Here is a 26,724-nt window from a genome sequence, read left to right on the forward strand (position 1 = left end):
GAAGTGAAGGAAACGGCCAGGAGCCGCATCACCTTTGTCATCGCGGCCGGAATTGTCCGGCCCGCCATGAACCTGCTGATGGCCAAAAAGTGGATCGGCCTGGAAAAACTGCCCGCCGGGGGCTTCATCGCAGCACCCAACCACTGCACCGAGATCGACCCGCTGGTGGTGGCGCACATGCTCTACAACCAGAAGCGGATGCCGCGATTCCTGGCCAAGGCCGGGCTCTTCAAGGTTCCGGTCCTCGGGACGGTGCTGCGCAACACCAGGCAGATCCCGGTGGAGCGGTCCTCGGCGGGGGCGAACCGCTCGCTGCAGATCGCTAAGGAAGTCGTGGACGGGGGCGGTGCCATCATCATCTACCCCGAAGGCACACTGACCCGCGACCCCGAGCTGTGGCCGATGAAGGGCCACACCGGCGCCGCCCGGATGGCACTTGAGAGCGGCATCCCGGTGGTCCCCATCGCCCACTGGGGAGCCCACGAGGTCTTCCCCCGTTACGCCAAACGCTTCCACATCTTCCCGCGGAAGACCTCGCGCCTGGTAGTCGGCGAACCCGTGGACCTCAGCGCCTTCGCGGGACGGCCCCTGGATGGTGCGACCCTGGGCGAGGCGACAAACGTCATCATGGACGCCATCACCGAGCTGCTCGCCACCCTCCGCGGCGGACAGCCGCCCCTGGTGCGCTGGGACCCCTCGGCACACAAGCAGTCCCCCCACGGCCGCTTCATCGAGCGCGGCGGGGCCGCCGGCGGTTCCGCTGGCGGATCTTCAGGAACTACCGCGGACGACGGCGGCACAGGAACCCCCGCGGACGACGGCAGATGACGGCGGATATCGGCGGAACGGACTCCGCCACCAGGGTGGCCGTCTTCGGGGCCGGTTCCTGGGGCACCACCTTTGCGAAGGTCCTCGCCGACGCCGCCACCGCATCCGGCGTCGAGCGTGAGATCCGCCTCTGGGGCCGCCGTCGCGAAGTCGTGGAGCAGATCAACCTCAAGCACCGCAATGCGCAGTACCTCAAAGACACCCCGCTGCCGCCCAGCATTACCGCGTCCACAGACGTGGCCGAGGTTCTTGCCGGCGCCGAGCTGGTGGTGCTTGCCGTGCCGGCGCAGACCCTGCGGCCGCAGCTGCGCGAATGGAAGGACCTGGTGGCGCCTGGCGCGTTCGTCGTCTCACTGATGAAGGGCCTTGAGCTCCATTCCGATGCGCGGATGAGCGAAGTCATCTGCGAAGAGCTGGGCATCCCGGCAAACCGCGTCGCTGTGGTCTCCGGGCCCAACCTGGCCATGGAGATCGCCCGCGAAGAGCCCACCGCTTCCGTCGTTGCCTGTACAGACCCTTCCGCGGCGGGCTGGATTGCGCGCAGCTGCACCGCCCCGTACTTCCGTCCGTACACCACCGCGGACGTCGTCGGCGTCGAAATCGGCGGGATCGTGAAGAACATCATTGCCCTGGCCGTCGGCATCTGCGAAGGCAAGCAGATGGGCGACAACACCAAGGCATCGGTCATCACCCGCGGCCTCGCGGAAACGTCAAGACTTTCGCTGGCCCTGGGCGGCGAGGCCCAGACGATGGCGGGCCTTGCGGGCCTGGGCGACCTCGTGGCGACCTGTTCCTCTCCGTTGTCCCGGAATCACACCGCGGGGCGGCTGCTCGGTAAGGGGCTGACCCTGGACCAGGTCACGGCGGAAATGACGCAGACGGCCGAGGGCATCAAGTCCGCGCAGGCCGTCCACGAACTTGCCGGTAAACTCGGCGTCGAGATGCCCATCACGGCGGCCGTCGTCGCGGTGCTGGCCGGAAAACTGTCCGTCGACGAACTGGGGCCGCTGCTGCTGTCCCGGAACCTGAAACCCGAAGGCGACTATTGAGCGTGGCGGAAGACAACGTGACCACAGCAGGCCGGACCGGCGAGTCAAGGCCCCGCGTGGCGGTGCTGTTCGGCGGCCGCTCCAGCGAACACGCCGTCAGTTGCGTGACAGCGGCCGGCGTCCTCGGCGCCATCGACCAGACCAAGTACGAGGTCATCCCGATCGGGATCGCCAAAACGGGGCAGTGGGTGCTGGCCACCGGCGACACCCACGACTGGTCACTTTCGGCATCGTCGCTGCCCGAGGTGGCGTCCTCGTCGCAGACCGTGGCGCTGGCCGAAATTGGTGGCGAGCACCAGCTGATCGTGGCCTCCCCGAACGCGGTCCCGCAGGAACTGGGCGCCGTGGACGTAGTCTTCCCGCTGCTGCACGGCCCGTTCGGCGAGGACGGCACCATCCAGGGCTTCCTGGAGCTGTCCGACACCCGTTACGTGGGTGCCGGCGTGCTGGCCTCCGCCGTCGGCATGGACAAGCACTTCATGAAGGTGGTGTTTGAGTCCGCCGGGCTGCGGGTGGGGCCGTACATCGCCGTCACGGACCGGCAGTGGCTCAATGACCCGGAGACCGTCCGCAAGCGCGTGGATCAGCTCGGCTTCCCGGTGTTCGTCAAGCCGGCCCGGGCTGGTTCCTCGATGGGCATCTCCAAGGTGGATTCGCTCCTGGACCTGGACGCCGCGATCGAGGCGGCCCGTGAACATGATCCGAAGCTGGTCATCGAGGCCGGCATTGTGGGCCGCGAGATCGAGTGCGCCGTGCTGGAGGGCCGGGGGACCGACGCTCCGCGGACGTCCATGCCGGGGGAGATTTCCGTGGCCGGCGGCGGCCACGAGTTCTACGACTTTAACGCCAAATACGTGGAGGACGACGCCGCCGCGCTCAGCTGCCCGGCCGACCTCCCCGACGAGGCCATCGCCCGGGTCCGCGAGCTGGCCGCCGTCGCGTTCGACGCCGTCGGCGCCGAGGGGCTAAGCCGGGTCGATTTCTTCTACACGCCCGAGGGCGAACTCATTATCAACGAGATCAACACCATGCCCGGGTTCACGCCCAAGAGCATGTACCCGCAGATGTGGAAGGCCTCCGGTCTGGGCTACGCGGAGCTGATCGACGAACTGATCCACCTGGCGCTGCACCGCAAGACCGGCCTGCGTTAGGGGCTATTTGCTCGGCGGCAGCTTTTGCAGGTCGGCCTGGCCCACGCAGTTCCGGGTCGCGGGGACCTTCGCGGCGGCGGCGGCGAGATCAGCCAGCACAGTGGCCGAACTGATCCTGTCCGGGTCCATCAGGATCTCGGTGGCCGGTTCGCGGCCGAACGTGGTCAGCGTCCAGACCGGGCTGCCCTCCTTGATGACCCAGTCGACGCCGTTGACGCTCACGCAGCGGTCCGTCGTGGGGCCCGGGACGTTCACGCCGCAGCGCAGCACCACAAGGGACGGATCGCCCCACGCAGCGGTGGCCTGGCTGTTGGTCTTGCGCAGCCCGGCTTCGCCGATGGCGTCCGGCAGGGCCACCATCATCGGGGCGCAGGCGGCATTCGCCGCGTCCTTGGCGGGCGCGACGTCGACTACCGGTGCGCAGGCACTCAGGGCGAGCCCCGCGGCTGCCGCGGCCGCCAGAAGCCGGAGCGGACGTGCGGAAGCCGGGGCGCGGAACTGGTGCATTCGTCAAGCCTATCCCTGCCTGACAGCCCCTACCGCCGGGTCCGCCACCCCGGCAGATGCTTTTCTGGCCATCCCGCGCTGTACCGTCTAGTAGACTTGGCGGAACCGTGCAACTCTGCGGCGCTGCCGACAAGAACGTTACTTTTGGCCAGAACCGCGCACATTCTATTCAATCTCGTACGTGGGGGAGGGTCTGTCGATGAAGTCGTGCAGCCAGAAAACAAGGTCAGTACGCGCTGGCTTGGGTGCTCTTCTGCTGGCCCTAAGCCTGGGCGTTGCCGCACCATCAGCCTACGCTGACGACGCTGTTCTCCCGGACCCCTTGACGGTTGTCCTTACTCCAACGCCTCCGGCTCCGGTTGAGCCGACACCGGTTGATCCCGCGCCGGTTGAGCCCGCGCCGGTTGACCCGGCGCCCGTTGATCCCGCGCCGGTTGACCCGCCGCCCGTTGAGCCAGCACCCGTACAGCCCCCCGAGCTCGCCCCGGCTCCGGTGGAAATCCCGCCCGCTTTCATCGCATCCCCGCCGGCCGGCGAGGTGCCCAGTGCGCCTGTCCCCGCCCCACAAGTACCGGCTGCTGTGGTTGCGCCGCTGCCCGGCGTCGTTCCGGCCGTCCAGCCGTCGGCACAGCAGCCGTCCCAAGAGGCAAGCGCAACAGCCGAGGCGACACCTTCTACGACCCCAGCACCGGCACGTACAACGGAACCTGCCGCAGTGGCCGCTCCGGCCGTGCCTCCCACGATTGTCACGGCAGAAATCCAAGCCGCAGTCGCCTCTGTGACCGGCAGTCCGCTGTCGGTGCAAGTTATTACCGTAATGATTCTGCTTGGACTCGGGTTCGCGTATTTCAGGTTTCTTGGCGGGAAGAGCCGCGGCCTGGCCGCAAAGGCAGGAAAGTAACTGATCGTGGTGCCCGAAGAAGCCCTTAGCTGGACTATGGCCGGTCAACCGGGGCCCGGCCGCCTTTGTTTTGCAGCCACTCGATGATCCAATTCCTGACTAACGTGCGGCTCGCCGCGCTCACCGCACTGCAGCACCTCACAGACGATCCCATGGTGCTGTTCCTCCAGTTGTCCAGACGTTTGCCTGCATCGCTTGTCCATCCGCTGGCACGTATTGTTTCTGCGGCGGCAGGGGAGAGTTCTACGGCAATTCCGGCAGTGCTGGCGTCAATCACGAGCGGTGACGAGCGGGATGTGGCCCGCCGGCTCCAGCTCGCCGTCGATCACGAGGTCAGCGGCGAACGGGCGCGGAGGCTCGCCGACATCGCACTCGCCGCGAATCTGCCGGAGTTTTCGGATGCTCTTTTGTCAGGCGCACGGCATTCCCGCGGGCTCAAGGCTGCCCAGGCGCGGAGGCAGTGGCACGACGGCGCCGTGAGTGGCGCCGTGGCCGTCCTCGAAGGCTCTCGTTGGCACAGACGGCGGCAGCTTGCGCGCCTCGTGGGTGAGCTGGCTGTCCTGAAAGGGGCTGCGCCCTCGCTGGTCCGGCACGAATATGTTCCCATCCCCGGAAGGGTGCTTCACTTCCTGACCAACTCCCTGCCCCACACGGCCAGTGGCTACGCTCAGCGTTCCCACTCCATCATGCTGGCCCAGCAGCAGGCTGGGTGGGACATCCTTGCTGTCACGCGTCTCGGCTATCCCGTGCAGGTCGGAAAGCTGCGGGCCGGCTCCAGTGACGTTGTGGACGGCCTGCGCTACCGGCGGCTCCTCCCGGCTCGTCTGGCGGCGACGCTGGATGCTCGTCTCCAGCAACAGGCTGAGGAACTGCTGAGCGTGGCTTTGGAGTTCAGGCCGAGCGTTCTGCATACCACTACCCACTTCGTCAACGGTATGGTGGTCCGGGCGGTGGCGGAGGCACTGGACATCCCCTGGGTCTACGAAGTCCGTGGCCAGTTGGGTGATACTTGGGCTTCCACCCGGGGGAAGGCTGCCCGCGACAGCGAAAAATACCTACTGTTCCAGCAGCGCGAGGCTGAGGTCATGGCCGCGGCGGACCTCGTGGTGACACTGGGGGAGGCTATGAAGGCGAACATCGTTGTCTCCGGCATTGCAGAGGACAGAATCATCATCACGCCGAATGGTGTTGGCGGGGAGTTCCTGGAAGAACCGCTGGACGCACGCACGGCCAGACGAGAGCTGGGCCTTCCCGAACAGGGAACCTACATCGGCACTGTTAGCAGTCTGGTACCGTACGAGGGAATCGATGACCTGATCGCCGCTTTCGGATTCTTGGCACCCAAGATTCCCGACCTTCGTCTGCTGATCGTTGGCGATGGTGCATCGCTGCCATCCCTGAAGCGACTGGCCCGGCGAAGCGGTTTCGACGGCCGCATCATCTTTCCGGGGCGCGTTCCACGCGACAAGGCCCACCTTTTCCATCAGGCTTTGGATGTCTTCGTGGTCCCGCGCAAGGACCTTGATGTCACCCGCTCGGTAACACCACTCAAACCGGTTGAAGCGTTGGCGTGCGCGCGGCCCGTAGTTGCCAGCCGGCTTACAGCCCTGCAAGAAATTGTGACGGACGGCGCGAACGGCCTGATCGCGACGGCGGAGGACCCCCGGGACTTGGCCGCTAAACTGGAACGGCTCCTCGACTCCGAGGAGTTAAGAGCCCTCTTGGGCCAGGCAGGGAGACAGGCCGTGTTGGAAAGCCGGACGTGGGGAGCGAACGCGCTAACCCTGGCCGGCGCCTATGAGCATTTAATGGAGGCTCGAATTTGAGCACTGATACTTCGGCAGTCCCGCAGGGGCCGATACCAACTGCGGTCGCCACTTCAGTCAACCTGCGCGACCTACGCCGGGTCGGTGCCAGGCCGCCTTTCCTCGACTACCTGGTGTCGCTTTGGGACTACCGGCACTTCATCTACTACGATGCACAGTCGCGGGTGCAGACCGGCAACGAGCAAGACCGGCTGGGCCGGGCCTGGCTCGTCCTCGGCCCGCTCCTGAACGGGCTGATGTTCTATCTTATTATGGGGGTGCTGCTGAATTCCGGGGGCGGCATTGACAATTTTGTCGCCTATCTCATAATTGGCGTGTTCCTTTTCCAGATGTCGACTCGTGCCATCACGTCGTCATCCCGCGTTATCACTGCAAACAAGAACGTTATTCACGCGTTCCAGTTTCCACGCGCGAGCATGGTCGTGGCCACCAATGTCCGTGAGTTTCTTTCGAATATTCCGGTTTTGATCACGATGCTCATCCTGGTCATCGTCTTGCCGCCCTCCGAAGAGATTTCCTGGCGATGGCTGCTATTAATTCCTTTAGTCGTGCTGCAATTCATCTTCAATCTAGGCGTTGGCCTCATCCTGGCCAGGGTGGTCTCGGTCTTCAACGACGCCAGCCAGTTGATTTCCTACGCAATGCGGCTATGGATGTATACGTCGTGCCTGTTCTTCTCCATCGACAGATTCGACTCCATGCCGGCCATCAAGACACTCATGGAATACAACCCCCTGTACAACGTCCTATACCTTGCGCGGGAGTGCCTCCTTTACGGGAGCGTCGGTTCGTGGCAGGCTTGGACTATTCTTGCCCTCTGGGCTATTGCCGCCCTTGCCTTGGGGTCGGTCTTCTTCTGGAAGGGAGAGGAAACCTATGGGCGAGAACTCTGACCTGAACTTTATCCAGGGCACGCCGGCCGTCGTCATCGACAAGGTCAGCATGACTTACTGGACGAAGAGCCGCAGCCGGGACGCGTCGTCGTCGTCCTCTTCCATGCAGTGGCGGGGCCTCCGGAATATGGCGAATCGAACCAAAACAGTGGAGGTCTCGGCCCTCAGAGAGCTGTCCCTGGTTGTCGAACATGGTGAATCTGTGGGAATTATCGGCAGGAACGGTTCCGGCAAGAGCACGCTGCTGAAACTGGTTGGTGGCCAGGTCCCTCCGACATCAGGCGCGGTGTATGCCACATCAACACCAGTGATGCTCGGAGTCAACGCGGCGTTGTTGCCGGGCCTCTCAGGAGACCAGAACATCGTTCTTGGTTGCCTGGCCATGGGGATGACTCACCAGCAGATCGACGAGAGATATGACGAGATTGTGGAACTGTCCGGGCTGGGGGAGGCAGTTCACATGCCGATGAAGTCATACTCGGCCGGCATGGGTTCGAGACTCCGGTTCGCAATAGCGGCCAGTATCGACCCCGAAATCCTAATCATTGACGAAGCGTTGAACACGGGCGACGCACAATTCAAAGACAGAACCCGCAAGCGGATGTTGGAACTCCTCGGTCAGGCAGGAACGGTCTTCCTGGTCAGCCACAGCATGCCGACCATCGCCGATCTCTGCAACAGGGCCATATGGATTGACCAAGGGGAGTTGGTCTCGGACGGTGAGCCGGCCGAAGTCATCAAGTGGTACCGGATGTTTACCCAGAAGCTTGCGGCCGGTGACCGCTTCGGAGCCATGAAGCTCCGGCGGCGCATGATCCACGATCTGGAAGTTGCCGACGTCACCGACCGCAACTCAGCGCGGCGGTCAAAGGCGTGAGGGTGGATGTCGCAACGCTGAGGAGACTCATTTGGCATTTCAGGTCTGGCGGGACCCGGCAGGTCCGTACCTGGCTCGCGCGAGAAGCATTTGAGGCGGGCCACCGGAAGCTCGACACAGTACGGGGTGCGGAGGGTGTCTGGGTGGGCCGCGGTAAGAACAAACGCCTCACATTCCGGCCATCGGCGGTGCCTTCGTCCCGCGCCGGCTCCGTGTCCGCTGCACGCGCTGCAGTAATCCTCGACGACTTTTCCGCACTGGCCTTCGGCAACGAATGGACCTGTACGCCTTTGTCGCCCGGTTCCTGGCTGGAACAATTGCTAAATAGTGCGGTTGATTTCCTGTTCGTGGAATCCGCCTGGAATGGAAACAGGGGGCAGTGGACCGGAAAAATTGTCGGCAGGGAACACGCTGCTCCCTCAACACTGGCTCAACTGACGTCTTGGTGCCGCGAGCAGGGGATTCCGACGGTCTTCTGGAATAAGGAGGACCCGCCTCACTACGACGACTTCCTTGCCGCCGCCAAGCTGTTCGACTTCGTGTTTACCAGCGACGCCAACCGGCTGGAAGGCTACGTGAAAGATCTCGGGCACGGACGTGTGGACGTGCTGCCCTTCGCGGCCCAGCCGGCTATTCATAACCCGGTCCGACCGAAACACGGCTGGCATGAGAGGGACGTGGCTTTTGGCGGGATGTATTTCGCTGAAAAATATCCCGAACGCCGAGAGCAGTTGGACCTCCTTCTCGCGGCAGCCGATTCCGCTTCGGGCGTCATGACAACTGGCCTCGAGATTTTTTCCCGGCAAATGGGCGGCGAGCCGAAATATCAGTTCCCACCACCCTTCGCTGAAAGAGTGGTGGGTTCCCTTGACTACCCGGAAATGCTGACCGCCTACAAAGCCTATAAGACGTTTCTCAACGTGAATTCCGTCTTGGATTCCCCAACGATGTGCTCACGGCGAATATTCGAAATCATTGCCTCCGGATCAAACGTCCTGACTACCCCCAGTGCCGCAATCGGAACGCACTTCAGCCCGGATGAAATCTTCACCGTTACCACCGCAACGGAAGCGGAGCAACTCTTGCGCGCATTGCATCGGAACCCGGAGTTGGGCGAGCGCCAACTGCACCGGGGCCAGCGGAGGATATGGCGGGAACATACTTACCGGGCTCGCAGCAACCAAATACTGGCCGCCGTCGCCCCCCAGCTGCCCCATCAAATCCGTCGCCCGACCGTATCACTGCTGGTGTCAACAATTCGGCCCTGGCAGCTTGAGCACGTATTCCAGACTGTCGGCAGCCAGCGCGACGTCGACCCAGAATTGGTGCTCCTGACTCATGGCTTCGCCGCGAACGGCGAAGCCATCCGTCAACTAAAGGAGAAATACGGTGTTCGAGCTGTGACCGTGCTGACAGCGGAGGCGCACGTTTCACTGGGGGAGTGCCTGAATCTGTGCGTGTCAGCGGCAGACGGACAGGTCCTGACCAAGATGGACGACGACGACTTCTACGCCGCGGACTACCTCAGCGATCAGCTTCACGCGTTGGAGTATTCCGCCGCCGACGTGGTCGGCAAGCAGGCGCACTACATGCACCTGACGGACCTGAACGCAACGTTGCTGCGCTTCCCCGAGTGGGAGCACCGGTATACTCGGACGGTCATGGGACCCACGATCATGGGCGATGCGGACATATTCCGGGACAACCCGTTTGCCGCAGTAGGTAACGGAGAAGATACCCGCTTCCTTCGTGATGTCGTTGCCGGCGGAGGTGTGGTCTATGCGTCCGACAGGTTTAACTATTGCCAGCAGCGGGCCTCCGTCGGACACACCTGGAAAGTCAGCCAAAGCGAACTGTTGGCCAGCGGAACATTGAAATTTTTCGGAAATTACAGAGACCAAGTCTCTGTCTGAGTGGGGGTTCTCCTTGAATACTATTGGAACTGTAGCTGTCATCGGACTGGGTTACATCGGGCTGCCGACCGCGGCGATTCTCGCCGGAAACGGCATCCATGTCATCGGCGTCGACGTCAACTCAGGTACTGTCGATTCCGTCAACCGCGGCGAGGTCCCCTTCGTCGAGCCCGACCTGGCGTCATACGTAGCAGGAGCCGTGAGCCAGCACAAGCTCAGCGCATCCGTCGAGACTCCCACTGCCCAGGCATACATCGTGGCCGTCCCCACGCCTTTCAATGCCGACCACACCGCCGACGTGACTTACATTAGGGCGGCGGCGCGTGGCATCGCCCCTCAACTTGTTGGAGGTGAGCTCGTCATTCTTGAGTCCACCTCGCCTCCAGGAACCACGCAGCTCCTCGGTGACTACCTGATCAGCCTGCGGCCGGACTTGAGCCTCGACGGAGCTGACGGCAAAACGTCGATCCATGTGGCCCACTGCCCGGAGCGTGTGCTGCCCGGCCGGATCATGATTGAACTGGTCACCAACGACCGGATTGTCGGCGGCCTGACCCCGGAGGCAGCCCAACTTGCCAAGGCCCTGTACGCCGTCTTTTGCCAGGGCGAGATCCTCGTCACCGATGCCGCCACGGCGGAGATGGCCAAATTGGTCGAGAACTCCTACCGGGACGTCAATATTGCTTTCGCGAATGAGCTTTCGGTAATCAGCGACAAGCTGGGCATCAACGTCTGGGAACTCATCAAACTTGCCAACCACCATCCCCGTGTCAACATCCTGCAGCCGGGTCCCGGCGTGGGCGGACACTGCATCGCCGTCGATCCCTGGTTTATCGTGGCGGCTGCGCCCGAAGAGGCCCAGCTGATTCGTCAGGCGCGGGAAACCAACGACGCAAAGCCCGAGTGGGTAGTCAAGAAAGCCCTGGAGGCCGTTGGGGAAATCGTAGCGCCCAAGATCGCTGTCTTGGGGTTGGCGTTCAAGGCAAACATTGATGACCTGCGGGAGTCGCCTGCAGTGGCGATCGTGCAACAATTGAGCGCCAAAATGAACGTTGCGGAACTTCTGGTTGTGGAACCGCATGTGGATAAACTCCCGCGCCAACTTCTTGGCCTCTCCAACGTCTCCCTGCACGACCTGGAACCGGCTATTGCCGATGCGGACGCCGTACTGCTCCTTGTCGATCACGATGATTTCAAAGAAATGGATGTCAGCGCCTTGGCAGGTAAATCGCTGATCGACACCCGCGGCATCTGGCAGTAGGAAAGCATCCACACAGGGACAGGCAGGACTGGGAATGAAATATTCTGATGAAGTGGCGCAGACCTCGGCGGTAAATCTGGCCAAGCGCAGGCGATACACGCAGGATATTGACTCCCTGATTCAAGACTACGAGCGGCTGGTCAAACGCTCTGCCCGGCAGACTCAAAAAATCGACGACCTTGAAAAGCACTTGCGCGCCATGCAGCGTGCCCGTGACGAATTTAAGGGCAGGTTCTCAGCTGCAAGCAAGGAGAATTTTGAGCTAAAATCGACGTTGCGGCGGCTGCGTTCGTCCGCAAGCCTTCGGCTCGGGAAGCTAATTATTCGTCCCATCCGGGCGCTCTTACGACTTCCCTCGCTCCTGGCGTCGACTGCCACGGCGGTACATGCCCCGAAGGCCCGCGTGGCGACGGGAACAGGGAAGAAGGCGTCCGCGCCAACCACGGTCTCGGCCGCACCTGATCCGGGCCACATCTCAGGGCTGCTACACAGCGAGTTCGCGGCCGCTCCCTCTCGTGGGGCACTCCTGAAACTGGTATCACATGAGTACTTTGTCCGTGGCGCCATAACGGCTCCGGCGGCGATGATTCTCGACCACCCTGAACTCCTTGCTGACGTTTCCGCGACTGAACGGCGACTCCTCGAGAACATTCTGGGCCAGCACACCCTCCTGGAATCGGGAGTGTTTGTCTCGCCCCGCCAACCAAACCCCGGGTACTTGGTTGAGCGAGGCCGGGTAATGTATTGCGCGCACAGCACCGGACACTTCAACAGCAACGGATATTCGACCCGGACAGCCGGACTCGTGGCAGGACTTCGCGCCAGCGGTGAGGACCTCCTGGTGGTGGCGAGGCCCGGTTATCCCTGGGATTCGGCGACTGACGTGCTGGCACCGGGGGAGCAACGGTTTGAGCGAGAAATCGCCGGCGTACCGCACATCTTCAACGCCGGTCCGGATCTAATCGCTGACCGTTTGGACCACTACCTGATGGACGCGGCTGACGTTTTTGTCCGGGAAGCCCAGCGGAGCCGGGTGGCCGTCATCCACGCCGCGTCCAACTACGTGACGGCTCTTCCCGCTATGCTTGCGGCCCGCCGACTGGGGCTGCCTTTTGTTTACGAGGTCCGAGGGATCTGGGAGATCACGGAACTTTCCAACAAACCGTGGTGGGCGCAGAGCGATCGTTACCGCTTGGCCGTGCAGCTTGAAACCTTTGTAGTCGAACAGGCTGACCGGATTCTGGCGATCACCACCCAGGTTCGAGACGAACTGGTTCGACGGGGCGCGGACAACTCAAAGATTGGGCTGCTGCCCAATTCCGTTGACCCGGACAAGTTCAAGCCCATGCCGCCCGTACTTTCACTCCGCGACAAGCTGGGCTTGCCGGAGAAATCCATCGTGTTGGGGTATGCCGGAAGTCTGGTCGCCTACGAAGGTCTTGGCGATCTCTTGGCGGCCACAAAAATCCTTTTGGACCGGAACCTGGATGTGCGGCTGGTCGTCGTTGGGGACGGCAAGCAACTGCCCGAACTGAAGAAATCCGCCAGCGACTTAGGAATTGACGAGCGTGTAACCTTCACCGGCAGGGTGCCCGCGAAGTCCGTCGCCGACTACCTGAGCCTTTTCGATATCGTGCCTTGTCCGAGACGCCGTTTTCCCGTGACGGAAATGGTCTCGCCGCTCAAGCCCCTCGAAGCTATGGCCAGTGGGAAGGCAGTTATCCTTAGTGATCTGGCTCCTTCACGGGATCTCGCCGGGGAGGGCCGGCAACGGGCGCTGCTGTGTCAACCGGGCGACCCGGACTCCTTGGCGGATGCCCTCGCTCGGCTGGTCGCCGACCCCGAACTCCGTACGTCAATAGGTCGCCGCGCGCGGCTCTGGACGCTTGAGGAGCGGACATGGACACGGACAGCTCGGGCAGCAGCCCTGGCTCATCGGGCTGTCCAGGTTGCCTCCTCAGCGGATCCCGCACAAGGACTCAAGACCCAGACGATCGGCATCATCGCTGACCAGTTCACTCTTGAGGGCCTTCTCCCTGAATCGAATTTTGTCGTTCTTCGGCCCGATAGCTGGCGGGATCAACTGGCATCCCAGCCGATTGATGCCTTGCTTGTCGAGTCAGCGTGGGAAGGCGTGGAGGGACTGTGGCACCAGAAAGTTGGCTACTACGGAGAGGAGTCGTTCGCTGTCCTGAAGTCATTGCTCTCGCACTGCAATGCACGGCGGGTGCCGACGATTTTCTGGAACAAGGAAGACCCCGTCCACTTCAACAGGTTCAGGGTTACGGCGAAACACTTTGACCACGTATTTACCACGGATGCCGACTCCATCCGAAAGTATCTGTCGGGAGCAGGCGCCAGGCTCAGGACGGTTGCGTCGCTGCCGTTTTATGCTCAGCCCCAACTTCACAACATCCTGCCCTCGAAACGGCCTTACGAGCACGCCGTCACTTATGCAGGTTCGTACTATGGAGATAAATACCCAAAACGCTCGGCCGAACTTTCCCAACTTTTGACCGCCGCCCGGGACTTCGGCCTCGCGATCTACGACCGGCAGCACTTAAATCCCGATAGCCCGTATCGGTTCCCCCCCGAACTCGGCAGATTTGTAAGAGGTGGGCTGAGCTATCCGGACATGGTGGACGCCTACAAAGCCCACCCGGTCCACGTGAACGTGAACTCCGTGGATGCATCACCAACGATGTTCTCGCGCAGAGTCATGGAAATCGCGGCATCAGGGGGCGCTGTTGTCAGCGGCACCGGTCGGGGAGTGCACGAAGTCCTGAACGGTCTGGTCCCCGTCATCAAAGGAAGGGACGAGGCCGGACTGCTTATGAGCGAGTGGATGGCCAACGAGGACATCCGGGCACGCGACGCCTGGCTGGCCTACAGGTTCATCCACCGTGGACACACGGCAGCCCACCGGCTCGCCTATATGCTCCGCACCGCAGGATTGGTCGTTCGAGCGCCGGAATCCCCGTCTTACGCCGTGTTCCTGGACGAAGCCAGCCCGGAGAGGCTCGCCACTCTACAACTGCAAACCGTGCAACCACACCTCATCTTCAGTCCGGGCCAGGGCGGCCCAGGGGACATGAGGAGAGCCGACGACCTTGCCCAAGCACGCCAGCAGGCAGCAGATGCCGGCGTGGATTTCCTCGGCACCCTGCCCTTGGACCTTGGTGACCGGACGGTCTTCGAAGATCTCCTCACGGCCGCGACCTTTGGCGCCTGGAACAGTATCGGCTTCACCGAGGCTGAACTGAACGTCAGCGGTCTGGGACTTGCGCAGCCTGTGCGCTCTGACATCCGGCTGCCTCGGATCGAAGTTGTGCACCATGCCCCTCCGTCCACAGATCTCACCATGCGCCGTCCGCTGCTCCGCGGGCACGAACCGAAACTTCGCACTGAAAGCGATGCCGCTGCCAAAACGGTGGTCATAGCAGGACACGACTTGAAGTTCGCAACGGGAATAGTCGATGAACTCACGCGGCGCGGACACAAAGTCCTTCTTGACCGCTGGCTGGACCACAACAAGCATGATGTGGAGCAGAGCCAGGCGCTGCTTCAGGATGCTGACATCGTTTTCTGCGAGTGGGCGCTTGGAAATGCCTTGTGGTATTCCACTAACAAGCTGCCCCATCAACGGCTGGTGACAAGGGTGCACTCGCAGGAACTTTTCAGACCGTTCTTGAAGGACCTTAGGTTCCAGAACATCAATTCCGTGATTTTTGTCGGACAGCACATTGCCGACATAGCGACACGGGACCACAACGTGCCGCAAAACAAGTCGATAGTTGTGCCGAACCCGGTCGACACAGACAAACGCCCTGCCTCCAAGTCCGATGATGCCCGCTTCTGTATTGGTCTGGTGGGGATAGTACCAGCGCAGAAACATCTTGATCGGGCTCTGGATGTCCTTAAAGCTTTGCGCGCGGCGGAGCCCCGCTACCGGCTGTTCGTGAAGGGCAAACGGCCGGAGGATTTTGCCTGGATGGCGGGCCGCCCTGAGGAAATGCAGTACTACGAGCAGCAATACGCACGGATTGTCTCCGACCCCGATCTGGCAGGCGCTGTCACCTTTGATCCGCACGGTGACGACATGACGGTGTGGTATGAAAAGGTCGGAATTGTGCTTTCCGTGAGCGACTTCGAGTCGTTCCATTTGACCCTGGCCGATGGTGCGGTGGCCGGTGCCGTGCCCGTCAGCCTTGCTTGGCCAGGATCGGACCAGCTGTATCCCACGTCATGGTTGGCCGCCAGTGTCCCGGAAATGGTTGAGAAGATCATGACGACCAACAGCTCTGCGGGGAGCTGGCGTGAATCCGCTTCGCTGGCCAGGCAGTTTGTTGCCGAGCGGTTCAACAATAGGGACGTACTTGCCGTTCTTTGCGAACACATACTTGGTGCGGCCGTTGGAACTGATCGTGAACTCTAACTTGGTTGTAGCTGCTCAGGACTTCTTAGCTCGGTCCTTCCGGTCAGCGGTTGAAGAAGAATTGGGGCCGGTCGTCCGTCGGGAACTTACTGGCGGTCAGCTAGTCCAATCACGTGAGCACGGTGATGCCCTTTCTGTCGATTGCCAAGTGGCCGCGGAAAATGCCTGGGGGCTGAAAATTGCCGCACCTGCGGGGGTCAGAGTTGTTGCACATGGTCATAGTGTCGCGTTCTGGTTAGAGGACCTGCAGCTGGCTGAATTACACGTCGAATCGACGTCGCCTGCCGCCGTCTCTGTTTCGGAACCTTCGCCGCAGAATCGGGGAGTAGTACTCGGAGGACACGGCGGTGAACTTAGGATTGAACTGAGGTTCGACGGGTTTCTGTTAAAGGATCGCGGGGTGGGCAGGGCTGGTCGGGACTGGCGCCGGCATGAGTCTGGACGGTCGCTCAACTACATCCTGGACAGCCCTGTCTCCGAGCAGTTGCCGAAGAAGCTACTCGTTGTCTTTTCAGCCATCGGAGCCGAGTACGACTTTACCTTCAACTACCGGGCCACGGTCGAAGGCCACAACATGTTCAAGGCTTTCGTTTTGGATGATTTTGGCCGCCAGGGTTCCTACTATTGGGTGGATCATGGTGACAACTCGATATTCCTTGAAACGCAGAATTTCCTGACCAAGTTGCTTAATGACCTTGACGTCGATTTGCGCGACGTCATGTTCGCAGGTTCATCGAAGGGCGGGACGGCTGCCCTGTTGCACGGCGTCACACTCGGGGTAGGGCGAGTACTGCTCGGGGCTCCCCAGTACCGTGTCGGCGACTATCTGCTCAACGCGGCACCCCGGATCCTGAACTTCATGACGGGGGAAACATCCGACGAATCGAGGCAGTCCCTGAACGAACGGGCAAGAGAGATTCTGATACGGGGACAGCGACGGACCGCCATCCGAGTGGCAGTTGGTTCAGGCGATCACCATCTGGTATCCCACGTGGGACCGCTCACTGAGGACGCCCGGGACGCAGGCTACAACGTCTCCAGCCTCGTCCTCCCCGGCGTACCGCATAGCAAGATCGGGTGGGTCTTCAAGCACCTGTTGGCGGCGGAGGCGCTGGATCTCGAACTCGGCACTTGGCAGGACCCACTGCCCTACGCAATTACCCGCAGTAAAGAAACAGTGACTCTGCGCTGCTGGCCAGCTCAGGGGGAGAAACTAGCCGTTCATCTTGTTGGAAAAAAGGCCGTCCTGGAGAAGCGTCCGTACTCGGAGGACGTTGAGTATTCGTTTATATTGCCTCCAAACGAAGGCCACGTGCGGGCGAGGGTTTTCCGCCGTGACGACTCGGACTCCATCCAGGCCTTCACCACGCACTGGGTCTGAAAATCGTTGCTAATCCTGAGCTGAAATTGCGTCTTCTGCCGCCAGGTTTCGGAGTCGTATCCCAGTCACGGCAACTAGTCTCAAGAAGGAACTTCAACGGGAAGAGCTTCACTCGGCATTACCAACAGGTGCATAGTGAAACCGGCGGAGTTAACCTCCCAAAACTCAGTCCAGTAAGGATCCGACAGCAATGCATGAGGCTCAGAACCGGCTAGCGTCAACCTATCCCGTCCTCGGGCGAAGAACGGTGCTGACCTTCGCCCTTGCGGCCGGAACCGGCGCGGCACTCGGGCGCCCTGCCACCGGCGCGAGCGCCGCCGTCGGATTGCAGTCCCTGGACACGGCCAATGGGCCCGTGATTTCCCTGACCACGATCGGAACAGAACCGTCGGTTGTACTCAGGCGCTACCGCAATGTGTTCTCGAGCCTTCCGGACCCGACCGCCACCTTTTTCCGAACGGGCGGGGGAATCCTCAAGATCGCCGGCGGGTGCCCCGGACTCGCTGACCAGCTCCAAATCATTGACGCGGCCACAGGAATTCGGGAGAAATCGCTCACGCCTTTTCCCGGCCAGGGCGGCGGCGTCGGGAATGCAGCGTACGAAGCCGTCACGGGTGCCTTGTTGGCATTCGGGGCGGACAGCACAGTGAAGCGGGTAACACTGTCCGGGACTTTAGCCGACGCCTATGCGGTGGCTCCGCAGTCGACGAATGCATCGTTTGCCGTTGCTACCGATTCCAAAGGGCGATTCTGGAACGGTAATTATCCTACGGGGAACGCCACACGATTCGATCCCGTCACCAAGACAACCTTGCATACGGCCCGCCTTCGAGCTGACACACAATACGTTCGCGCCTTGGCCATCGACGGCGCCGACAACGTCTTCGCTGGCACCGGCGTACAAGCACCGTCCATCTTCACTTGGCACACGGACAGTCCGGATAAGGTACGTGAAATCCGCATACCGGATGCCGCTGCGAAGGGGTTTGTGCAGCGACTACGCGCGCATGGCGACCTCCTCTTTGTGTACTTCGACGGGGGCGACGGACAGGTCAAGTTTAGGGTCTACAATACATCGACAGACACCTGGATGCCTGTCCCTTGGGCGTGGATGCCCTCCGGAATGACCAGCGCATCATCACCCGGCAGTCCGGATGTCTACGCCGTGTGGAACACCGTCGGCGTACACAAGCTCATGCGCATCAGCGCGGGGACCCTGGAAGCCTCATTCGTGTGCCTGGTTCCAGATACGGCCAGGGCCATGGAACTGGAGGTCTCGGGCGCAGACACCCTGGTGAACATTCTATGCGGGGGAGAAGGCCACTACCGATCCGTCAGGGCCTCCGTCGGTGGCCAATCTGTCCTGCGAGACGTAAGAGCCGATTTCGCAGCCCAGACCTTCAAGCTGCAGGGCCTGCTGGCCTCGGCAGCCGAGAACAAAATCTACTTCGGCGGGTATATCGGCGATGGAATCGGCAGCGTTGACATCTCGGCCCGTACAACGTGGAGGTCGGCCCCCGGGACAGGCATCGGGCAAATTGAAGGCATGTTTGAGTATGACGCCAGCACTACCTACGTGGGGTCGTATACCGGCGGGGTGCTCCTAAGGTTTAATCCTCAAACCAGGACTGCCAAGAAACTCATTGAACTGCGGGACGTTTATAATCAGTCCCGCCCCATCGCTTGGGCCTATGCAGGAAACCGAGTGGTGGCCGGAACCATCCCCGAGTACGGGCATACCGGTGGTGCCCTGGCCTTCCTTAACCCTGCCAATGACGCAGACATCAAGGTGGTGAGTGGCCCTGTCCCGGGACAATCCGTGCTAGGCCTTGTCGGCGAAGGGGACATTGTCTACGGAACAACCGGGATCAAGGGCGGTTACGGCGCGCCGGACGACACCAAACCTGCCCATGTGTTCGCCTGGAACGTTCTGCAGGGGAGACTCCTCTGGAAACGGGCCCTGACGGGCGAGGTCGAGATCAACAGCCCAATACTTGTTCGCGGTGTGCTTTACGTCAGCACGAATAACGGAATTCTAAGGCTCAACAAGGGCAGCGGCTCGGTAGTTGCGACCTACCGGCTCCTCGACCGCTCCGCACCTGCCGGATACAAGACGAGCACCATCGCTTACCTCCCCAAGGCAAACGGTATCGCCCATCTTTGCGGCGGCACTGTTACATTGCTGAGTACATACCGGAATACCCGGAAGGAAATCCTCCGCGGCGCCTACACCGAAATGGTCGTCAACAACCAAAGCCGGCTGTTTTTTGCGGAAATCGGTACCAATGTGGTTGAAATCGATGCGGTGCAGAAGCCTACCATACATTCAACCGCGGACCTGGTCTCTGTTGGCCCGAATGGATGGCTGTACGTTTGCCGATCCTCAGGCAGCGGAGCATACGGCGGCCCGATTCGGGCCGACTCCGGATTTGGCGGTTTCGTGCGATCCGCGCATGTTGTGGACTGGAACGGCGATGGAACCCTGGACGTGCTGACGAACCGTGCTGACGGGTCCCTCCAACTCCACCGCGGCTTGCCGGAGGGCGGATTCTTGCCTCCGACGGTTCTGGCAAACGCCGGCTGGGACGCGGTTAACCTGACCGTAGGAATGTGGGGCACGGCCCTGTCCGTCATCGCTGCGGATGCCAGCGGGCTCCTTAAAGCTTGGCCTGTACTCATCTCTGGCGCCTTGGGGTCACCCTCCATCATCGGGTCCGGCTGGAAGGGACGAAAAATGGTGCTCATGGTTCCCTCACGGTCTACCGCGGCGGCGCTGATTGTCAACCAGGCCGGCTCGCTGTACCGATACTCCCGGACGTCCGGAGGAAAAGTAACAACCGGTCCGGTCCGGCTCAGCGCGGGAGGTTTCTCCGAAATGACGGCCTTTTGCCCCGTATATGCGCACCGGCCGGATCTCAACGGCATCGCCTGGATAGATGCTGTGGGAAATGTGAAATACACGGACGTCGCCCCGAGTTCAGTGGGTCGGAATCTCAGTTACCCATTCCTCCTCAAGAGCCACAAGCTCGCGAGCACCTGACCGAGTGGATAGCGACCGCGCTCTCAGACGAGCTGGAGAGTGGGTGTTTGGTCGATGATATTTCCGTTCTTCCGCACGAATACTCGGACCGACCCGCACAGCCTCACCTGCTCCATCCGGCTGATACCGTCACCGACATGGGCCAAATAGCACTGGTATGTTCCCATCGCCGACGGGGAATTTGGGGTCTCCTGGAGGACAACATTGGCAAGAGATGAGATCTGGTCCAGATGGCCTGGCGGGTAGAGATCGTCGTCGCCCAAGGAAATGCGGACTACTGCTGCACAATCGACAGAGTCCGAACTTCGACTTGAATCTGCGAAGAGCCGCTCTCGCCTACCGGGTTGTTTGTTGGGGTTCTTCACACGATCGATGTGCGAGCCTTCAAGGACACCATAACCTTAGGCCGGGTGTTCATAGAAGTGGATAGTGGAGGTAGCTCGCCTTCCGTTGGTGAAGCTGTCGAACGCAGCTTGTATGCCGCGTCGGTTTCGGCGTCACATAAGATCGTGTCCAGCCAGACCAAATCTACTTGTGTGCGTGTGCCGGGACCACGGCTGACGCTTCGCGGTTAGTGACCGGATGGTCCCAAAGCCTTGAAACAGCAACGTTCTCCGGTGAACGGGGATCTTTTCCGAGCGGACAGCCCCAATTGGCCAATGCAAGGTCTATAAAAGGATTCAGGACCACGCGGTAGGGCATGTTGTGGCCTGTGGCGAAGTGCTCGATAATTAGCCTGATATTTCCGTCGTCTGAAATCCCCGTGCACGGCTCTATGCCCCGAGATGCGGCGAAGGGTGCCAGGTGGCTCTCCAAGTGGTGGCCGTCGTCGTGGTTCTGGACATAGAGGATCTGATGGTCGGCTGCGATTTCGGCCGCCTGTCGGGTGGCGAGGTCAGTCCTGACGCCCAATGTGCCGAGCTGGCCGGCGGAATCGAACTCGGGGAAAAGGCGGCTGAGATAGAGCCGAACCGATTTGGCCCAGTACTTTCGAATATTGGTCTGTGGATTGAATACCAGTGCCCGGCTGCCAGGAGTCTTGGCGGCGAGGGCAAGCGAAGCGAACCCGCCGCCCGAACCACCCATGAAGAGGACTTTCGTTGCTCCCAGTTGCCGGGCAGCCTGGAACACCAGCCCGGCATATCGGTTGGTGAGATCGTCCTTTGCGCTACCAGTGAACCAGGCAAGTTCCAGATCGTCGTAGGGTTCAAGAGCAGTGTCGGCCAGGAACATCAAGTTGTCGGCTCGATTCTCGAGACTGGCAAGCCACTCGAATCTTGGGAGGATGTATTTTTCTCGTGGCAAGGCCCCGTGGCTGATCACCAACAACGTGTCGGAGTTGTTGTTCTGGATGAGGCAGCGCAGGGGATGAAGCTGATCTGGGCCGGGCGCCACGACGTGCTGAACTCGGCCCTCGTGGCGCGCGTCGAACTGTTCAATCGTGTTCCACCTGACCACCGCTGCGTGGTGGCGGTCGTCCCGCTCGGGCGTGCGGCGACGAGCGTTCGTATCATGAGTGTCGCTGTGACTTGCAGCGCGCAGCGCCAGATTGAGTTTGGCGGCAACGGCCGCGTAGACATCATCGTGGAAGTTGTAGGGCGCCGGCCCCCACTTGTGTCCGCGCGACGTCCATGTATTCGAGTGGCTGACAACGCGTACCCCCGCGTGTTTCAGGTGGTCGACGTAGCGCGCGAAAGCCGTGTTCGCTTCGGCAGAAGTCAGGCCGAAGGGTAGTTCTGCGTCCTGTCCGTTCTCGTCGGAGTGTGCCCACGCGATATCAAGCAAGTACGTGTGCGGGAGGAGATTCTTGCCGGCAAGAAAGGAAACGAAACGGTCCGCCGCCGCACGCCAGAGCTCGAAGTGCGCATCGTTTCCGAAAGCAACCCGACGGGACAGGCCGCCGGCCGTGGCAACGTATTTCACACGCTCGGCGGAACGAGTGATGTAGGTTCCGTCCTCGAGAAGTTCCACGCCAAAGCGCTCATCAAAAAGATCGATCAGCACAACGTCGGTTTGTTGGGCCGCGGCCGCAATATCGCCGCAGAGGGACCCCCGGATGTCGGCGTTCAGTAAGCGCACTTCCGCGGGTCGCGGCGATGACGCGGGTCCGATGGCCGCCGCACTGGGTCCGCTAAAGGCGCTTATCAGGGACTGGCGTAGAACGAATCCGCTTCGTCGCATTGAACCTTTTGCGGGCTCGTTTGTCAGGGCTGCGGCGGGGCCTCCGCCGTAGACGAAGACGCTGAGAGGGCGCATGAATCAGATGTCCACGGTCAGGTCGGTGGGCGGGCCGTCCCCGAATTCAGACAGGCGGCTACCCAGATCGAGCATTTGGGCGATGGCGGCCACTGAACGGGCCGCGGCCCAGCCGTCGCCATAGGGATTTACCGCGTTGGCCATCGAATCGAAATGATCCTGGTCATGCAGGAGCCGGTCGACTTCCTTTACGATGCGTTCTTCATCAGTACCGATCAGCGCAACAGTGCCGGCGTCGACCGCCTCGGGACGTTCGGTGTTGTCCCGCATAACGAGGACCGGCTTGCCCAGGCTCGGCGCCTCTTCCTGGACTCCGCCTGAATCTGTGAGGACGATGTGCGACAGCGAGAGCATACGGGTGAATTCACCGTAAGCCAAGGGTTCCGTGACAACAACGTTGGGCTTGCCTTCTAGAGCCGGAAGTACCGCTTCTCGGACCACGGGGTTCTTGTGTGCCGGCAAGACGATCACCATGGCAGGTTCGGCGTCGGCGATCCTTGCCAGAGCCCTGCCCACTCCGCGCATGGCATCGCCCTGGTTCTCCCGGCGGTGGGTGGTCACCAATAGGATCTTCCGGCCGCTGGCTGCGAGTTCCTCAAGCTGGGGGTCTGTGAAGGGGATCTGCTTGCCGACCGTCGTCAGCAAAGCATCGATGACCGAGTTGCCGGTGACTACGATGTTTTCCGGATTCACACCCTCAGCGAGAAGATTCGCCCTACTGACGTTGGTAGGCGCGAGATGAAGGCTCGCAATTTGGCTCGTGATCTTGCGGTTGGCCTCTTCGGGGAAGGGAGAGAAGAGATCGCCGCTGCGAAGTCCGGCTTCCACATGCACCACCGGGATTCCATGGTAAAAAGCAGCGATGGCACCAGCGGTAGAAGTCGTTGTGTCGCCCTGCACGATCACGGCGTCGGGCTTGTTCTCGGCGAAGAGCCTGTCCAGCCCGTCAATGGTCCGGGTCATGATGGCGGAGAGCGACTGCCGCTGCTGCAGGATGTTGAGGTCGTGGTCCGGCACAATGCCGAAAAGTTCGTTGACCTGGTCCAGCATCTCGCGATGCTGTCCTGTGACGGTTACGACACAACCAAAGAGATCGGATTCCTGCAGTGCGGCGACGATGGGAGCCATCTTAATTGCCTCGGGACGGGTGCCGAAAATCGGCATGACTGTGGGCATTTAGGGTTCCCCCGAAAGATTTAGGCGCGGACCCTTGAAGCCTACGTGACCCGCGGTCCGATCAGTGAATCCCCGTGGCCGTTCCAGATACCGCAGTCAGTTCGCCCATTACGCGGTGGCCGCGGGTCAGTTGGCCGACTGCCGTCAAATTCAGCCTGCCAGGACCAGCGCGAGGATCAAAGCCGGAATGCTCAGTGTCACCACCACCACCAGGATTAAGGCCACAAGGCGCTTCCGCTGGTAACTGGACTGCGGCGGCTTGGGAGGACGGCTATCAGCCTTCCTCGACGGCGAACTGGCGGGGAGGGCCATGGGTTTGGCGCCCGGTACGAGGAGTTCGTCCGGAATCTCGCCGTGAAGGATACGCTTTCGCAGATGGCGCGGAGCGGCGACCAACTGGGAAGTGTTCGGGGATTCGTCCACCACGTGCTCCTCCTCATCTGATCGGGCTAAGTCGGTTGTGCATGCATCAGCCAAGCTGTCGGAACGTCCACGGCGTCCGCATCAATTCTTGCACCACTGCCCCTGAGGCGCGCATTCCAGCCGCAGACACATGTTAATCTGGCGCCCGGATCTAGCGAGAAACCGGCGCCGTCACTGCTCAGGGCTCAGCGCGGGTGCCATGCACCCATCTGGAGGGCCGCCGTCTTGAACGGCTCCGCCAGACCTGGTCCGGCGTGGGTTGCCGCCTTGAACCGGGACATTCAAGCCGCTATGAAATGATTGTTCAGGGAATTTTGGTCCGCTAGTGGTAAACGTAGGGAAGTCAGCACATGGTCATCGTCGCCGAAAATCTGGCTCCTTACGAGGAGCCGCAGCGGCCCCGGACGAAAAAGCGAAGAACGGCGCGGAACGTGCTCCTCAGCGTCGTGGCGATCTTTCTCGTCGCCGCCGTCGGTGCGGGCATCTTTGCCTTTAACCTCGCCAGCAGCTTCAACTCCAAGTCCCAGAAGATTGAACAGGCGTTCCCCGAGGATGCCGGCCGGCCCGCGAAGGTGCAGCCGGGTGCTACCAACATCTTGCTTTTGGGAAGCGACAGCCGCGCCGTAGCGTTGGGGTCAGCCGAAGCCGGCGGCTCGTCAGACCAGCGCTCGGACACCATGATGTGGGTTCACATTCCCGCGGACCACAAGAACATCTACATGATGTCCATCATGCGCGACACCTGGGTGGAGATCCCCGGTCACGGGGAGGCCAAGATGAATGCCGCTATGGCACTGGGCGGCATTCCGTTGGTGGTGCAGACCCTGGAGGGGATGTTCGGCACCAGGCTGGACCACGTGGCCGTCGTGGACTTTGAAGGCTTCAAGGCCATGACCGATGCCCTGGGCGGAGTCAACGTCAACGTGCCCCAGGCGTTCAACACCCAGCAGTTCTCATTCCCCGCGGGGAGGCAACAGCTGACCGGCGAAGAGGCACTTGCCTTCGTCCGTGAACGCAAGGCCTTCAGTGATGGGGACTATCAGCGCGTCAAGAACCAGCAGCTTTTCCTTAAGGCCCTCTTGACCAAGTTCCTCACCGCGGAGACGCTGACCAACCCAGGAAAAATCAGCAGCCTTGTGGATACCGGCTCGCCCTACATCAGCGTGGACAGTTCTTTGGACGGCGCTGCAGCCGGTGCATTGGGATTCGGTCTTCGCGGTGTCCGGGGTGCCGATGTGATCAGCTACACGCTGCCGACCCTAGGGATTGGCACTTCAGACGATGGCCAGTCCATTGTCCTTCGCGACGATGCGGCTATTGACGGCCTGAGGAAGGCTCTGGCCGACGATTCCCTCGGTTCCTATCTGCAAGGAGCCGGACTCACTGATAAGCGCTAGTGCGGACAGGATGCGGGACAGCGCACATCGCGGAAGGGTTCGGCCGTCGAGTGTGGACGAGCAGGTATCATTGCAAGCTGGCGCTGCTAGGCCCTAGCGACGATTACGTAAAAAGTTCGACGACGAACGCTACGACGTAGCGGACTGGATTGGCTTTGGGGGAGCATTTGAAATCATCACATGGGGCATGCGCCCGGGCTACGCGCGTAACCTTGCTCGCGCACTCATACTGGCCGGAAAACAGCCCGCCCCAGCGCCGGTGGACTGCCCTGCTGAGGGAATTCTGCGCCTCCGGGTGGGAATTCGATGTGGTGACGCCCGTAGCGCATTTCCCCGTGGGCCGGCGTGAGCTTCCCGCCGAACTGGCCGGACGCGCCTTCCGGCGGCAAAAAGGCCAGTTCACCGAGCTGATCCGGCGTGTACCGTACCTACCGCACGGCAACTCGCACCTTGCAAGACTGCTGGACCAGTGCTTCTCCGCGGCCATGTCTGTGCCCCTGGGTCTCCTGACGCGCCGGCCGGATGTGGTGATCGCCACGGCCCCCAGCCTGCCGATCCTCGCCGCAGGTTATGTGCTGGCACGGCTGCGGGGGGTTCCCCTGATCGTTGAAATGCGCGATGCCTGGCCGGATCTGGCCCGGGATTCCCGGATGGTGCGCGGGCGCGTGAAGAGCGTGGTCGAAATGGCGGTCGAGTTCGTCCAGAAGCGTGCGGATCTGGTGGTCACGGTGACCGAGGGCTTCGCGGAGACTCTGCGGGCCCGTGGGCTAAAGAACGTCAAAACCGTGAGCAACGGCCTCCACGTTGACACCATTCCGTTTCTGGGATCCTCGGAGCCGGAGCGGGACGTGTTTGAGGCGCTCTACCTCGGAAACCACGGCGAAAGCCAGCGGCTCGACGTCGTAATCCGGGCCAGTGCGTTGGTGGGGGATGCCATGCACCTGCATCTAGTGGGCCATGGCACCCAGCGCCCTGCGCTGGAAAAACTGGCAGCTGAGCTTGGAGCTCCAGTGACGTTCCATCCTTCGCTGCACGGCCAGGACGTCATGGACCGCTATGCCTCGGCGGACACTTGCATCGTTTCGCTGCGGGATGACTGGAAGTCGTTCGAGACCACCATTCCGTCAAAGACGTATGAGGTCCTGGCCGTCGGCCGCCACGTCACGGCCGTCGTCAAAGGTGAGGCCGCGCGCATTATCGAAGATGCGGACGCCGGCGATATTGTGCACAGCACGCCGCAGGCCGTGGCCGCGCTCTGGCGCGAACTCGCAGCAGACCGCTCACGGCTGGTCCGTTCCGATACCAGCCGCCAATGGGTCAAGGAACACGCTGACTACACGCAACTGGCAGAGCGATACATGGAGCTCATTTCAGGACTCTTGGGCAAAGCGCCGGCCAACCAGGGGTAAT

The 26,724-nt window shown here is 61.5% G+C and carries 17 protein-coding genes; 13 read left to right on the forward strand and 4 right to left on the reverse strand.

Features of this window, described 5'->3' with window-relative positions; translation table 11 throughout:
• Positions 1 to 3 precede the first annotated feature (3 nt).
• Genes AC50X6_RS15245 through AC50X6_RS15255 form a run of 3 tightly spaced genes read left to right on the forward strand, consistent with a single transcriptional unit; the run spans position 4 to position 3,028 of the window.
• Positions 4 to 828 (forward strand): lysophospholipid acyltransferase family protein, encoded by an 825-nt coding sequence (locus AC50X6_RS15245; RefSeq protein ID WP_494967025.1) that lies wholly within the window; start codon positions 4 to 6, stop codon positions 826 to 828.
• Complete coding sequence (locus AC50X6_RS15250; RefSeq protein ID WP_494967026.1) at positions 825 to 1,877, forward strand: NAD(P)H-dependent glycerol-3-phosphate dehydrogenase; 1,053 nt, start codon at positions 825 to 827, stop codon at positions 1,875 to 1,877. The genes AC50X6_RS15245 and AC50X6_RS15250 overlap by 4 nt, the downstream gene beginning before the upstream one ends.
• Before the next feature lie 2 nt (positions 1,878 to 1,879).
• Complete coding sequence (locus AC50X6_RS15255) at positions 1,880 to 3,028, forward strand: D-alanine--D-alanine ligase family protein (protein WP_494967027.1); 1,149 nt, start codon at positions 1,880 to 1,882, stop codon at positions 3,026 to 3,028.
• 3 nt (positions 3,029 to 3,031) lie between these two features.
• Here AC50X6_RS15255 and AC50X6_RS15260 read toward each other — a convergent pair whose 3' ends face one another.
• The gene (locus AC50X6_RS15260; RefSeq protein ID WP_494967028.1) at positions 3,032 to 3,535 is read right to left on the reverse strand and encodes a DUF3515 family protein; all 504 of its coding nucleotides are present in this window, start codon (positions 3,533 to 3,535) and stop codon (positions 3,032 to 3,034) included.
• A gap of 1,005 nt (positions 3,536 to 4,540) precedes the next feature.
• Here AC50X6_RS15260 and AC50X6_RS15265 point away from each other — a divergent pair.
• The 8 genes from AC50X6_RS15265 to AC50X6_RS15300 all read left to right on the forward strand — a co-directional run bounded on the left by AC50X6_RS15265 (position 4,541) and on the right by AC50X6_RS15300 (position 20,062).
• Positions 4,541 to 6,262, forward strand: a complete 1,722-nt coding sequence (locus tag AC50X6_RS15265) for a glycosyltransferase family 4 protein (RefSeq protein ID WP_494967029.1) — start codon at positions 4,541 to 4,543, stop codon at positions 6,260 to 6,262.
• Positions 6,259 to 7,155 (forward strand): ABC transporter permease, encoded by an 897-nt coding sequence (locus AC50X6_RS15270; RefSeq protein ID WP_494967030.1) that lies wholly within the window; start codon positions 6,259 to 6,261, stop codon positions 7,153 to 7,155. Before AC50X6_RS15265 ends, AC50X6_RS15270 begins: the two co-directional genes overlap by 4 nt.
• A 127-nt stretch (positions 7,156 to 7,282) precedes the next feature.
• Entirely contained in the window at positions 7,283 to 8,032 is a 750-nt protein-coding gene (locus tag AC50X6_RS15275) for an ABC transporter ATP-binding protein (RefSeq protein WP_494967048.1), read from the forward strand.
• 212 nt (positions 8,033 to 8,244) lie between these two features.
• Positions 8,245 to 9,945 carry a CgeB family protein gene (locus tag AC50X6_RS15280; protein ID WP_494967031.1) on the forward strand — a complete coding sequence of 567 codons (1,701 nt, stop codon included), beginning with the start codon at positions 8,245 to 8,247 and terminating at the stop codon, positions 9,943 to 9,945.
• A gap of 13 nt (positions 9,946 to 9,958) precedes the next feature.
• Positions 9,959 to 11,206, forward strand: coding sequence for a UDP-N-acetyl-D-mannosamine dehydrogenase (gene wecC / locus AC50X6_RS15285; protein WP_494967032.1), 1,248 nt, complete (start codon positions 9,959 to 9,961; stop codon positions 11,204 to 11,206).
• A gap of 34 nt (positions 11,207 to 11,240) precedes the next feature.
• Positions 11,241 to 15,641 carry a glycosyltransferase gene (locus tag AC50X6_RS15290; RefSeq protein ID WP_494967033.1) on the forward strand — a complete coding sequence of 1,467 codons (4,401 nt, stop codon included), beginning with the start codon at positions 11,241 to 11,243 and terminating at the stop codon, positions 15,639 to 15,641.
• 148 nt (positions 15,642 to 15,789) lie between these two features.
• Positions 15,790 to 17,022 (forward strand): hypothetical protein, encoded by a 1,233-nt coding sequence (locus tag AC50X6_RS15295; protein WP_494967034.1) that lies wholly within the window; start codon positions 15,790 to 15,792, stop codon positions 17,020 to 17,022.
• A gap of 190 nt (positions 17,023 to 17,212) precedes the next feature.
• Entirely contained in the window at positions 17,213 to 20,062 is a 2,850-nt protein-coding gene (locus AC50X6_RS15300) for an FG-GAP repeat domain-containing protein (protein ID WP_494967035.1), read from the forward strand.
• A 528-nt stretch (positions 20,063 to 20,590) separates the two neighbouring features.
• Here the strand turns inward: AC50X6_RS15300 and AC50X6_RS15305 are convergent.
• From AC50X6_RS15305 to AC50X6_RS15315, 3 genes are all read right to left on the reverse strand, one after another.
• Positions 20,591 to 22,318, reverse strand: a complete 1,728-nt coding sequence (locus AC50X6_RS15305) for a DUF6270 domain-containing protein (protein WP_494967036.1) — start codon at positions 22,316 to 22,318, stop codon at positions 20,591 to 20,593.
• Positions 22,319 to 22,321: 3 nt separating this feature from the next.
• Positions 22,322 to 23,494, reverse strand: a complete 1,173-nt coding sequence (wecB, locus tag AC50X6_RS15310; RefSeq protein WP_494967037.1) for a non-hydrolyzing UDP-N-acetylglucosamine 2-epimerase — start codon at positions 23,492 to 23,494, stop codon at positions 22,322 to 22,324.
• Between the two features lie 150 nt (positions 23,495 to 23,644).
• On the reverse strand, positions 23,645 to 23,920 hold the full coding sequence (locus tag AC50X6_RS15315; RefSeq protein WP_494967038.1) for a hypothetical protein: 276 nt from the start codon (positions 23,918 to 23,920) through the stop codon (positions 23,645 to 23,647).
• Between the two features lie 347 nt (positions 23,921 to 24,267).
• Between AC50X6_RS15315 and AC50X6_RS15320 the strand changes: the two genes are divergently transcribed.
• The gene (locus tag AC50X6_RS15320; RefSeq protein WP_494967039.1) at positions 24,268 to 25,314 is read left to right on the forward strand and encodes an LCP family protein; all 1,047 of its coding nucleotides are present in this window, start codon (positions 24,268 to 24,270) and stop codon (positions 25,312 to 25,314) included.
• A 212-nt stretch (positions 25,315 to 25,526) separates the two neighbouring features.
• Positions 25,527 to 26,723 carry a glycosyltransferase family 4 protein gene (locus AC50X6_RS15325; RefSeq protein ID WP_494967040.1) on the forward strand — a complete coding sequence of 399 codons (1,197 nt, stop codon included), beginning with the start codon at positions 25,527 to 25,529 and terminating at the stop codon, positions 26,721 to 26,723.
• Position 26,724: the final 1 nt, after the last annotated feature.

Source organism: Pseudarthrobacter sp. HLT1-7 (genome assembly GCF_059383435.1).

Excerpts from the sequence above, each read along its gene's own strand:
- AC50X6_RS15250 (WP_494967026.1), top strand. The coding sequence starts at position 825 with ATGACGGCGGATATCGGCGGAACGGACTCCGCCACCAGGGTGGCCGTC.
- AC50X6_RS15260 (WP_494967028.1), bottom strand. The coding sequence starts at position 3,535 with ATGCACCAGTTCCGCGCCCCGGCTTCCGCACGTCCGCTCCGGCTTCTG.
- AC50X6_RS15275 (WP_494967048.1), top strand. The coding sequence starts at position 7,283 with ATGGCGAATCGAACCAAAACAGTGGAGGTCTCGGCCCTCAGAGAGCTG.
- AC50X6_RS15290 (WP_494967033.1), top strand. The coding sequence starts at position 11,241 with ATGAAATATTCTGATGAAGTGGCGCAGACCTCGGCGGTAAATCTGGCC.
- AC50X6_RS15300 (WP_494967035.1), top strand. The coding sequence starts at position 17,213 with ATGCATGAGGCTCAGAACCGGCTAGCGTCAACCTATCCCGTCCTCGGG.
- AC50X6_RS15305 (WP_494967036.1), bottom strand. The coding sequence starts at position 22,318 with ATGCGCCCTCTCAGCGTCTTCGTCTACGGCGGAGGCCCCGCCGCAGCC.
- wecB (WP_494967037.1), bottom strand. The coding sequence starts at position 23,494 with ATGCCCACAGTCATGCCGATTTTCGGCACCCGTCCCGAGGCAATTAAG.
- AC50X6_RS15320 (WP_494967039.1), top strand. The coding sequence starts at position 24,268 with ATGGTCATCGTCGCCGAAAATCTGGCTCCTTACGAGGAGCCGCAGCGG.